The sequence below is a fragment of the Bradyrhizobium zhanjiangense genome (genome assembly GCF_004114935.1).
In the GTDB taxonomy this organism is placed as follows: Bacteria; Pseudomonadota; Alphaproteobacteria; order Rhizobiales; family Xanthobacteraceae; genus Bradyrhizobium; species Bradyrhizobium zhanjiangense.
In genome coordinates, this window is the sequence record NZ_CP022221.1 from 4,850,502 (window position 1) to 4,862,416 (window position 11,915).

Genomic DNA, 11,915 nt, shown 5'->3' on the forward strand with positions numbered 1-11,915 from the left:
TGGCTTCACTCCGCCGCCTCGCTTGTCCTCCCGCGCTTCGGCTTGCGCGCCTTCTTCAGCACCGGTTCCAGGAACTTGCCTGTATAGCTCCGCGGCGCTTTCGCAATGTCTTCCGGTGGGCCCCAGGCGACGATCTCGCCGCCGCCGTCGCCGCCTTCGGGGCCGAGGTCGATGACCCAGTCGGCGGTCTTGATGACTTCGAGGTTGTGCTCGATGACGACGACGGTGTTGCCCTGCGCGACCAGCTCGTGCAGCACCTCCAGCAGCTTCTTGACGTCGTGGAAGTGCAGGCCGGTGGTCGGCTCGTCCAGGATGTAGAGCGTGCGGCCGGTGGCGCGCTTGGACAGCTCTTTTGCCAGTTTGACGCGTTGCGCTTCGCCGCCCGAGAGCGTTGTCGCCTGCTGGCCGACGTGAATGTAATCGAGGCCGACGCGGTGCAGGGTCTGAAAAGTCTCGCGCACGCGCGGCACCGCCTTGAAGAACTCGGCGGCTTCCTCGACGGTCATGTCGAGCACGTCGGCGATGCTCTTGCCCTTGAACAGGACCTCCAGCGTCTCGCGGTTGTAGCGCTTGCCCTTGCAGACGTCGCAGGTGACGTAGACATCGGGCAGGAAGTGCATCTCGATCTTGATGACGCCGTCGCCCTGGCAGGCCTCGCAGCGGCCGCCCTTGACGTTGAAGGAGAAGCGGCCGGGCTCGTAGCCACGCGCCTTGGCTTCGGGAAGACCCGCGAACCATTCGCGGATCGGCGTGAAGGCGCCGGTATAGGTCGCGGGATTGGAGCGCGGGGTGCGGCCGATCGGCGACTGGTCGATATCGATGATCTTGTCGATGTGCTCCAGGCCCTCGATGCGATCGTGCGGCGCGGCGCCCTCGCTGGCGTTGTTCAGCTTGCGGGCAATGGCGCGGTAGAGCGTGTCGATCAGCAGCGTCGACTTGCCGCCGCCGGAGACGCCGGTGACGCAGGTGAACAGGCCGAGCGGAATCTCCGCCGTGACGTTCTTGAGGTTATTGCCGCGCGCGTTCACCACCTTGATGGTGCGGCGATGGTTCGGCGGACGCCGCTCCGGGACCTCGACCTCGAGCTCGCCGGTGAGATACTTGCCAGTGAGCGATTTCGGGTTGCGCATGATGTCGGCGGGGGTGCCTTCGGCGACGATGTTGCCGCCATGCATGCCGGCGCCGGGACCGATGTCGAGCACGTAGTCGGCAAGCCGGATGGCATCCTCGTCATGCTCGACCACGACCACGGTGTTGCCGAGGTCGCGCAGCCGCTTCAGCGTATCGAGCAGGCGGGCGTTGTCGCGCTGGTGCAGGCCGATCGAGGGCTCGTCCAGCACGTAGAGCACGCCCGTGAGGCCCGAGCCGATCTGCGAGGCCAGCCGAATGCGCTGGCTCTCGCCGCCGGACAGCGTGCCCGAGGAGCGGGACAGGGTCAGATAGTTGAGGCCGACGTCGAGCAGGAAGGTGAGGCGCTCGCGGATCTCCTTCAGGATGCGGCCGGCGATCTCGTTCTGCTGCTTGTTGAGCGCCTCCGGCACGCTCGCGAACCATTCGCCGGCCTTCTTCACCGACAGCTCCGAGATCTCGCCGATATGCTTGCCGCCGACCTTGACGCAAAGCGCCTCGGGCTTCAGGCGGAAGCCATTACAGCCCTCGCAGGGCACGTCGTGGAAGTACTTCGCCAGCTCCTCGCGGGCCCACTCGCTTTCCGTCTCGCGATAGCGGCGGTTGATGTTGGTGATGACACCCTCGAACGGTTTCTTGGTGTCGTAGGAGCGCACGCCGTCCTCGTAGGAGAACTTGATCTCGTCCTCGCCCGAGCCGTAGAGGATCGCGTTCTGCGTCTTCTTCGGCAGGTCCTTCCACTTGGTGTCGAGCGTGAACTTGTAGTGCTTGCCGAGCGCGGTCAGCGTCTGCACGTAATAGGGCGATGACGATTTGGCCCAGGGCGCGATCGCGCCCTTGCGCAGCGTTAGATCCTTCTCGGGGATGACGAGATCCTCATCGACATGCTGCTCGACGCCGAGGCCGCCGCAGGCGGGACAGGCACCGTAGGGATTGTTGAACGAAAACAGTCTGGGCTCGATCTCGGGGATGGTGAAGCCGGAGACCGGGCAGGCGAACTTTTCCGAGAACAGGATGCGCTCGGGCCCGCTCTTGTCGTGGATTTTCGCGGTTTTCTTTTTCTCTTTCTCTTCCGCAGGCGCGGCTGCGGGCGCGTCGGCGAACTCGACGACGGCGAGGCCTTCGGCGAGCTTTAGCGCGGTCTCAAAACTCTCGGCGAGGCGCTGGCCGATGTCGGCGCGCACCACGATGCGGTCGACCACGACGTCGATGTCGTGTGGGAATTTCTTGTCGAGCGTCGGCGCTTCCGCCAGCTCGTAGAAGCTGCCGTCGATCTTGACGCGCTGAAAGCCCTTCTTGAGCCATTCGGCCAGCTCTTTGCGGTACTCGCCCTTGCGGCCGCGCACGACCGGAGCGAGCAGATAGAGGCGGGTGCCTTCCGGCAGCGCCAGCACGCGGTCGACCATCTGCGAGACGGTCTGGCTCTCGATCGGCAGGCCCGTGGCCGGTGAATAGGGCACGCCGACGCGCGCCCAGAGCAGGCGCATATAGTCGTAGATCTCGGTGACGGTGCCGACGGTGGAGCGCGGGTTCTTCGAGGTCGTCTTCTGCTCGATCGAGATGGCCGGCGATAGCCCGTCGATCTGGTCGACGTCAGGCTTTTGCATCATCTCCAGGAATTGGCGCGCATAGGCCGACAGCGATTCGACGTAGCGGCGCTGGCCCTCGGCATAGATGGTGTCGAAGGCGAGCGAGGATTTGCCGGAGCCTGACAGGCCCGTGAACACCACCAGCTTGTCGCGGGGAATCTCGACGTCGATGTTCTTGAGGTTGTGCTCGCGCGCGCCACGGATCGTAATTGCGCGCAGGCTCGAGCCCGCGTTCTGTTGTTGGCGCTTGGCCTTGATCACTTCGTCCATCCCGGTGGTCCTCAAGGAATCCAAAGACGCGCGATCGCGCCAATGCAAAAGGCGCGCTTCGCCCGGAACCGGGATCGGCGCCGCTGGGTATGGCAGCGAACGTAGGAAGAACGGGCGCGGATTTCCAGTGGCCTTTGCGAATCGTCAACGGATTGTTGGCGCGCTGGCGGCATCTGGCAGCAGGAGCGGCGGAACTGCGGGGAACGGCTCTACAAACAAAAAGGCCGGCGCGAGGCCGGCCTCTCGTGACGATGTGACGTCGGTCGCGAAGATCAGTACTTCAGATCAGTACTTGGCGACGACCGGGCCGCCGAAGTGATAGTTCACGCCAACCTGCACGGTGTGGAAGTTGATCGTGCCGGACGCCAGCGGAGTGCCGAGGTTGGAGAAGTAGTTCTCGCTGCCGAGGCTGCGATAGAGGTACTCGCCCTTGACCGACCACTGCGGAGCGAAGAACGCTTCGACGCCCGCACCGACGGTCCAGCCGGAGTGCCACTTGCTGTCGGAGACGCTCACGCCCAGCGCGCTGAGGGTGATCTTGTTGTCGATCCAGGCGTAACCACCGGTCCCGTAGAACAGGAAGTTATTGACGGCCCAGCCGATACGGCCACGCACTGTGCCCAGCGCATCGGTCTTGGAAGCCACGGTGATGCCAAGCGCGGTCGCCGAAGCGTTGACGTCAGCCCAGGCGCCATCCGCCTCGATGCCGAACACGACGTTGCCGGTCTGCCAGTTGTAGCCGGCGGTGCCGCCGACGAAGCCGCCCTGCATCTTCGGGTCGGTCGAAGTAGCTTCCCAAGCGCCGCCGCCGACGACACCGAGATAGAAGCCGGTCCAGTTGTAAACAGCAACCGGAGCGATCGGCGCCTTGGTGTAGGGGCGGGCTGCGAGATCAGCGGCCGAAGCCGGAGCAGCGAGAGCGAACAAACAGGCCGAAGCCAACAAAACCTTCTTCATCTTCAATCTAATCCCAGTCCCAGTTTCTGTTGTTGCCTTCCATGCCGGAAGGGCAGCGGACTCAACGGCCCAACTAATGCCGTGCTTACACCACTAAAGCCGCAAGTTGTGTCTCCGAAAAGCCACAACAGCCCCCAAAACGTGGCAAGTGCCGACCTATTGTTCCGGAGAGCACGCAAGCAAAAGGCCGGCGCGAGGCCGGCCTTCAATCTCTCAGTGATATCAGGTAGATATCAGTATTTTGCGATGAGCGGACCGCCCCAACGGTAGTTCACGCGGATCAAGCCGATATCGACATCCTGGCTGATGCGCTCGGAGCGTGTGACGACACCGAGCGGGGCAGTGACAAAATTGCCGGACCCGGTGAAGTTGATCGTGCGGTTGCCGAGGAAGATGTGATCGTACTCGAAGCCGACCGACCAGTTCGGCGCGAATCCGAACTCGATGCCCGCACCCACCGTGCCGCCCCAACGGGTCTCGTTGGCCCGGTCGAACTCGAGGCCTGTCGCCAAATCGTAGGTCCGATAGCGATCACCGACAACGGCGCCGCCGCCCTTCACGTAGAGCAGCACGTTGTTCCAGGCGTAGCCGACCTGGCCGGTGATCAAACCGAACGAGTCGATCTTCGAGCGGTTGCGAAGGGCGAACAGCGCGCTGACATTGTCGCCAGAAAAGTCGGCCCAGTTGCCCTGGCCCTCGACGCCGAACACCCAATTGGCCGACTGCCAGCGATAGCCAACCTGGCCACCGACCGTGCCGCCCGTCGCGTTGTGGCAGCCTTCGCCGACCAGAGTGCCGGTCACAGGCGTCACGAAGTCCCAGCACTTGTGGCTGGTGCCGCCGCCGCCGTTGATACCGATGTAGAAGCCGCTCCAGTCGTAGATGGCGGCGACCATCGGCGGCGGAGCTTTGGTGAAGGGACGCGCAGCGAGATCTGCCGCACTTGCAGGAGCCGACAGGCCCAACGCGATTGCACCGATTGCACCATACAGAAGCTTATTCATTGCAGTCTCCCCAGTTTCGTCCGCTTCTCGAACTCCCCGAAGCGGTTGATCAGGCGCGACGCCCATATGAACTAAGTCCGGCTCAACCGTAGCCTAGGGAGTGGGCAATGTCCGTCTCCGAAATGCCACACTCGCAAACCGATTGAACCAAGTGCAACTTGATGAATGTTAAGTAGTTTTTACCGTCTCTCGGGAACCCAAAAAGTTCCATCCGGAGGCTGCCTTTTTCATCGCCAATCGTGACCGGACTCGGCCCGATATCCGCCCGATCGCCACAAAGAACAAATCTGGAACGAAGCGGATGGCGATGCTATATGTGGGGATAACCTTGGGGGTGATGGGCTGAGCGGCGTCCGTAAGCGTATAGGTCGCCTCAACAGGGCGGCGGAGGAACGCGGGGAGCGGACTTTCGCCTTTGAAATTCAGTGGCATTGGAGTGGAGAGCGGCGATGGCGGGAAGCGTCAACAAGGTCATTCTGGTTGGAAATCTCGGCAAGGATCCCGAAATCCGCCGCACCCAGGACGGGCGGCCGATCGCGAATTTGAGCATCGCCACCTCGGATACCTGGCGCGACAAGAATACCGGCGAGCGCAAGGAAAAGACCGAGTGGCATCGCGTCGTGATCTTCAATGAAGGGTTGTGCAAGGTCGCCGAGCAGTACCTGAAGAAGGGCGCCAAGGTCTACATCGAGGGCGCGCTCCAGACCCGCAAATGGACCGACCAGAGCGGCGTCGAGAAATACTCGACCGAGGTCGTGCTCCAGGGCTTCAACTCGACGCTGACGATGCTCGACGGCCGCGGTGGCGGCGGAGGAGGCGGCAGCTTCGGTGATGAGCCGGGCGGCGATTTCGGCTCCTCCGGTCCCGTCAGCAGCGCACCGCGCCGTCCTGTTGCCGCCGGCGGCGGTCGCAACAGCGACATGGATGACGATATCCCGTTCTGAGAACACGGATCGCGCGGCCAAGGCGCATCGCCTGATCGCGCCGCGCCGGGTGTGTCGTGTCAGCAATTCCTACTAATCGGCGGGGCGGGCTCGGATTTTCCGGGCCCGCTTCATGTTCGACGTGAGCTCGGACTTCACATGGGCAAACCGTCTGACAGGGGCCCGCTCGCGGCGCGGTTTTCCAGGCGCGTGAGGTCATTTTGGAGGGGCGATTCCGGGCCTCTCGGAAGCAGCGCTCAGAAGGGCTTAAGTTGTTGGAAAAATAGGCGGAAAAATCGCTTGCCAGGGCCCTCGCGAGGGTGGTTATCCGGCCCCCGATGCGCTATATGATTCCCAGATAAAACCTCACCGGATTTCCCCTTGGCTGACGACGATAACAAGCCCGGCGACCAGCCGGCGCAACCCTCGGACATTCGCCCCGTCTCCATCCTCGACGAGATGAAGAAGTCCTATCTCGATTACGCCATGAGCGTGATCGTGTCGCGCGCGCTGCCCGATGCGCGCGACGGCCTGAAGCCGGTGCATCGCCGCATCCTGTTCTCGATGAACGAGGAAGGCTACACGCCGGACAAGAAGCACAAGAAGTCGGCCGGTATCGTCGGCGACGTCATGGGCCAATACCATCCGCATGGCGACCAGGCGATCTACGACGCGCTGGTGCGCATGGCCCAGCCTTTCTCGATGCGCGAACTGCTGGTGGACGGGCAGGGCAATTTCGGCTCGGTCGACGGCGATCCGCCGGCGGCGATGCGCTACACCGAGTCGCGCCTGACCAAGATCGCGCTGAAGCTGCTCGACGACATCGACAACGAGACCGTCGACTTCCAGGACAATTACGACGGCTCGACCAAGGAACCGGTGGTCCTGCCGGCGCGGTTCCCGAACCTGCTGGTCAACGGCGCCGGCGGCATCGCGGTCGGCATGGCCACCAACATCCCGCCGCACAATCTCGGCGAGGTCATTGATGCCTGCCTGGCGTTGATCGACAATCCGTCGCTGACCATCGACGAGCTCAACAACATCATCCCGGGCCCGGATTTTCCGACCGGCGGCATCATCCTGGGCCGCCAGGGCATCCGCAGCGCCTACCATCTCGGCCGCGGCTCCATCGTGATGCGCGGCAAGGTCACGTTCGAGACGATCCGCAAGGAGCGCGAGGCGATCGTCATCACCGAGATCCCGTATCAGGTGAACAAGGCGACGATGGTCGAGCGCATCGCCGAGCTCTACAAGGAAAAGAAGATCGAGGGCATCTCCGATCTGCGTGACGAGTCCGACCGCGAGGGCTATCGCGTCGTCATCGAGCTCAAGCGCGATGCCGTGCCCGACGTGGTGCTGAATCAGCTCTACAAGTTCACGCCGCTGCAGACGAGTTTCGGCGTCAACGCCGTCGCGCTCGATTCCGGCCGTCCGCAGACGATGAACCTAAAGGATATGCTGACGATCTTCGTCGGCTTCCGCGAGCAGGTCGTCACGCGCCGGACCAAGTACAAGCTGCGCAAGGCGCGCGAGCGCGCGCATGAGCAGGTCGGCCTCGCCATCGCGGTCGCCAACATCGACGAGATCATCAAGGTCATCCGCACTTCGCCGACGCCGGCGGCTGCGCGCGACACCCTGATGACGCGCGACTGGCCGGCGCGCGACGTCGAGGACATCATCACGCTGATCGACGATCCGCGCCACCGCATCAACGCAGACGGCACCATCCGCCTGTCGCTGGATCAGGCCAAGGCCATCCTGGAACTGCGCCTGGCACGTCTCACTGCACTCGGCCGCGACGAGATCGGCGACGAGCTGTCAAAACTCGCCGGCGAGATCGGCGACTATCTCGATATCCTGCGCTCGCGCGCCCGCATTCTCGAGATTATCAAGACCGAGCTCGCCGAGGTGAAGGCCGAGTTCGCCACGCCGCGCCGCACCGTGATCATGGAGCAGGAAGGCGAGGTCGAGGACGAGGACCTGATCCAGCGCGAGGACATGGTCGTCACCGTCTCCCACGCCGGCTACGTCAAGCGCGTGCCGCTGTCGGCCTACCGAGCGCAGCGCCGCGGCGGCAAGGGCCGCGCCGGCATGCAGACCCGCGACGAGGATTTCGTCAGCCGCCTGTTCGTGGCCTCCACGCACACGCCGGTGCTGTTCTTCTCCTCGCGCGGCCAGGTCTACAAGGAAAAGGTCTGGCGCTTGCCGATGGCTGCGCCGAACGCGCGCGGCAAGGCGCTGATCAACATCCTGCCGCTGGAGCAGGGCGAGCGCATCACCACCATCATGCCGCTGCCCGAGGATGAGTCGACCTGGGGCAACCTCGACGTGATGTTCGCCACGACAGGCGGCAACGTGCGGCGCAACAAGCTGTCCGACTTCGTCGACGTCCGCCGTTCCGGCATCATCGCGATGAAGCTCGACGACAACGAGGCGATCGTCGACGTGCAGATCTGCACCGAGCGCGACGACGTGCTGCTGACCGCTGCCGGCGGCCAGTGCATCCGCTTCCCCGTCACCGACGTGCGCGTGTTCACCGGGCGCACCTCGATGGGCGTGCGCGGCGTCGCGCTTGGCGAGGGCGACAAGGTGATTTCGCTGGCGATCCTGCGCCATGTCGAGACCACCTCGGACGAGCGCTCGGCCTACCTGAAGATGCGCCGTGCGGTCGCCGGCGAAGCTGCGACTGAGGAGACCGCCGCGGACGGCGAGGCCGAGGAGGCCTCCGGCAGCTTCCAGCTGGCCCAGGAGCGCTACGCCGAGATGTCGGCGCAGGAGCAGGTCGTGCTCACCGTGTCGGTCAACGGCTATGGCAAGCGCACCTCGTCCTACGAGTACCGCACCACGGGCCGCGGCGGCAAAGGTATCGTCGCCATGAGCGTCAACAACCGCAACGGCAACCTCGTGGCCTCATTCCCGGTGGAAGATGCCGACCAGATCATGCTGGTCACCGACAAGGGCCAGCTGATCCGCTGCCCGGTCGAAGGCATCCGCATCGCCGGCCGCTCGACGCAGGGCGTGATCGTGTTCGACACGGCCGAGGACGAGCACGTCGTCTCGGTCGAGCACATCACGGAAGAGGCCGAGAGCGGTAATGGAGAGAACGGCAACGGCGGTGGAGCCTAGCGCATGATCCGGAAAAGCGCGCAGCGGTTTTCCGAAAAGATCATGCTCAAACAATAAGCGCGATGACGATTCATCCTGATCTCATCGCGCTTTTCGCTGGCCCGGGAGCTGACGAAGCTGTATCGCAACGCAGGTTGGAGATGAATTCTCCGATCTGAGCGATGGCCGCATGGGCTTCCGGCAGCACCGGAACGAAGAGCTGGAAGACGTGCGGCATGCGCGGCCAGACCTCCAGGCGGCTCCGCGGATCACCTTGTTTCAGCTTGTCGGCCATGCGGACCGCGTCATCCCGCAGGATCTCGTCGCTGCCGACATGGATCAGCACCGGCGGAAGGCCGAACGCATCGCCATAGAGCGGCGAGGCATGGGGGTTATACGGGTCGGCGCCTGCCAGATAGCAACGCACGAATTCCGGAACATCGTGCACGTTCAACATCGGATCTGAGGCGGCATTCTCGATCAACGAGGGCGCGGTGAGCGCGAGATCGGTCCAGGGTGACATGGCAACGGCGGCGGCAGGAAGCGGCTTGCGTTCGTCACGCAGCCTCATGAGAAGGCACAGGGCCAATCCTCCACCGGCTGAATCACCCATCACGAAGAGTTCGCCTGGATCGCCTGTCTCGCCGGCGAGCCAGAGAAAACCCGCTACGGCGTCGTCCAGTGCGGCCGGAAACGGATGTTCAGGTGCGAGACGATATTCAAGGGCCCAGACCGTCGATTTGGTCACATTGGCAATGCGCCAGGTGAAATGCCGGTAGTAGATCGGCGCGCCCGAGACATAGGCGCCGCCATGAAGATATAGCACGTTGCGTCCCGGGTGCGACGCCGGGGTGGCGATCCGGTGTAGTCCGAGGTGACTGGCCTGCACGACGCTTGTCTTTGTGCTGCGTGGCGGACGAGGCACCCATCGCTCCATGCGATGCATGTTGGCCCGCCACGTCCCGACATCGAATGGCTGACGGTGCCGTTTCAGGAACATGCGGATGCCGAGACGCAGCATTTCCGCGCGCAAGCTCATGGTGCTTCCTCTTGCTTCATTCGCTTGGGTCTTACGGCCTGAATGCGGCCGCCTTTGGCAGGTGCAGCCGCTCGGGTTCGCCGGATCCGGTGTCGACCAGCAGGCCATCCTCGATCTCGACGATGCGATCCGCAAAGGGAATGACCCGCGGATCATGCGTCACGACGAGCACGGCGCGCTCGCGCTGATGGGCTGCATCGGCGAGAATCCGCATGATGCTTCGCCCGTTATTGCCGTCGAGCGCGGCAGTTGGCTCGTCGGCGAGAATGACCGAGGGATTGGCGACAAAGGCTCGCGCGATCGCGACCCTCTGCTGCTCACCGCCGCTGAGCTCGCCCGGCAAGGTATCGGCCTTCTGCTCCAGACCAACCAGGTTCAGTGCTTCCTGCGCCCGTTTCCTGGCCTTGCGTCCACGCTCATGACGGATGTCGAGGGCGAGTTGCACGTTCTGTGCAGCGGTGAGCGTCGGAAACAGATGATAGGACTGGAACACAAAGCCGATATGGTCGCGCCTGATTCTGGCCAGTCCCTCCTTGTCGACGCCCGACGTGGGCGTACCGCACACGGTGAGCGCGCCCGAACTTGGTGCCAGCATGCATCCGAGCACGAGCAGCAGCGTCGTCTTGCCGCTGCCCGACGGCCCCATCAGCAGTGTGAACTCGCCGCGTCGCAGCGTGAGGTCGATCCCGCGCAGCGCCTTCACCTCGCCCGCGCCACGCCCAAGCGTTTTCTTGATCGCGGTGGCCTCAATGATGATTTCGTTCATCGCATGAATACCGTTGCTGGATCGATCCGCACCACACGCACGATTGCGCCGATCGCCGACGCTACGCACATCACGACCGTCAGCACGAACAGGGCTGCAATCAGCCACGGCGTGATGACGATGGGCAACGCGCTCTTGGCAGTCATCTCCACAACGACAGCGCCGATCGCGGTCGCAATGATGAAGCCGATGATCGCGTTGAGGAGCGCCTGATAGATGATGACCCTGTAGATATATCCATTCGACGAACCCATTGCCCGCAGGGTGGCGAATTCACTGAGGTGATCCTTGGTGCTCGAATAGAGTGTTTGCGCGACGATGACGGTGCCGACGATTACTCCCAGCAATGCGCCGGCAAACAGCGCAGCGCCGGCGCCGGTCCCGAACAGCCAGAACGAGCGGCTACGGCTGCGGAATTCATCCGTCGTAAGCACCTCGTGTTCACCAACCTGAGCTCGAACGGCCTTAAGAACCGTGTCGCGGTCGGCGTCGGGCTTGAGGCGAACCAGGAGGTTGCTGGCGCGATCGGGAAAGGCTCCGGTGTAGGTGCGAGCGTTTTTCAGGTCGACGAAGACATAGGGCGTCGTGGTGAATGAGCGGATGCCATCGGTCAAGGCCACGACCTTCACGCGGCGGCCGCGGATCTCGGCCGTTGATCCGATTTTTGAGACGCCGAGGCGATCGTAGTAGGAGCGGTCGACGACCACGGCTCCATTTTGCGACAGCGCGCGAACGTCACCCTCGACCACGTTCCATGGTCTCAGGCTTCCATCACGCAAATCGGCGCCGACAACAAAGATGGGTGTCAACTCGCCGCTCTCGAGGCGCCAGTCCGAGAAGCCGATGACTAGCGGGACCACCGAGGCGACGCCATCGACGGATGCGACCTTGTCGCGCAGCTTCGCATCCAGCAGCGAAGGATCCTCAAAGCATTTCGCTCCCTTCGGCAGCACCCAGAGATCGGCTGACGTATGGTCGATCATCGTTGTCACCATGCGACCGAAGCCCAGGAACAGGCCCATCTGGATCATCACCAGGACGACCGAAAATACGATGCCTACGAGTGTCGCGGCAAAACGCAGGCGATCGTGGAAGAGATTGCGGGCCGCGAGCGTCGGGACCAGTGACATGGAC

The 11,915-nt window shown here is 63.4% G+C and carries 8 protein-coding genes; 2 read left to right on the forward strand and 6 right to left on the reverse strand.

Annotation, left to right across the window (positions count from 1 at the left end; all coding sequences use genetic code 11):
- Positions 1-5: 5 nt before the first annotated feature.
- From uvrA to XH85_RS23240, 3 genes are all read right to left on the reverse strand, one after another.
- Positions 6-2,987, reverse strand: coding sequence for an excinuclease ABC subunit UvrA (gene uvrA, locus XH85_RS23230; protein ID WP_128933637.1), 2,982 nt, complete (start codon positions 2,985-2,987; stop codon positions 6-8).
- Positions 2,988-3,272: 285 nt separating this feature from the next.
- The gene (locus XH85_RS23235) at positions 3,273-3,944 is read right to left on the reverse strand and encodes an outer membrane protein (protein WP_091897853.1); all 672 of its coding nucleotides are present in this window, start codon (positions 3,942-3,944) and stop codon (positions 3,273-3,275) included.
- Positions 3,945-4,177: 233 nt separating this feature from the next.
- On the reverse strand, positions 4,178-4,948 hold the full coding sequence (locus tag XH85_RS23240; RefSeq protein WP_128933638.1) for an outer membrane protein: 771 nt from the start codon (positions 4,946-4,948) through the stop codon (positions 4,178-4,180).
- Between the two features lie 449 nt (positions 4,949-5,397).
- On the opposite strand from XH85_RS23240, the gene XH85_RS23245 reads away from it, so the two are divergent.
- Complete coding sequence (locus tag XH85_RS23245; protein WP_091897737.1) at positions 5,398-5,892, forward strand: single-stranded DNA-binding protein; 495 nt, start codon at positions 5,398-5,400, stop codon at positions 5,890-5,892.
- 360 nt (positions 5,893-6,252) lie between these two features.
- Positions 6,253-8,997, forward strand: a complete 2,745-nt coding sequence (gene gyrA / locus XH85_RS23250; protein ID WP_128933639.1) for a DNA gyrase subunit A — start codon at positions 6,253-6,255, stop codon at positions 8,995-8,997.
- Between the two features lie 70 nt (positions 8,998-9,067).
- On the opposite strand, the gene XH85_RS23255 is transcribed toward gyrA, so the two are convergent.
- From XH85_RS23255 to XH85_RS23265, 3 genes are read right to left on the reverse strand one after another with little or no spacing between them, the layout of a single operon-like run.
- Positions 9,068-10,015 (reverse strand): alpha/beta hydrolase, encoded by a 948-nt coding sequence (locus XH85_RS23255; protein WP_164940354.1) that lies wholly within the window; start codon positions 10,013-10,015, stop codon positions 9,068-9,070.
- A gap of 31 nt (positions 10,016-10,046) precedes the next feature.
- Complete coding sequence (locus tag XH85_RS23260) at positions 10,047-10,781, reverse strand: ABC transporter ATP-binding protein (protein WP_128933641.1); 735 nt, start codon at positions 10,779-10,781, stop codon at positions 10,047-10,049.
- Positions 10,778-11,911, reverse strand: coding sequence for an ABC transporter permease (locus XH85_RS23265; RefSeq protein WP_128933642.1), 1,134 nt, complete (start codon positions 11,909-11,911; stop codon positions 10,778-10,780). Before XH85_RS23265 ends, XH85_RS23260 begins: the two co-directional genes overlap by 4 nt.
- Positions 11,912-11,915 lie beyond the last annotated feature (4 nt).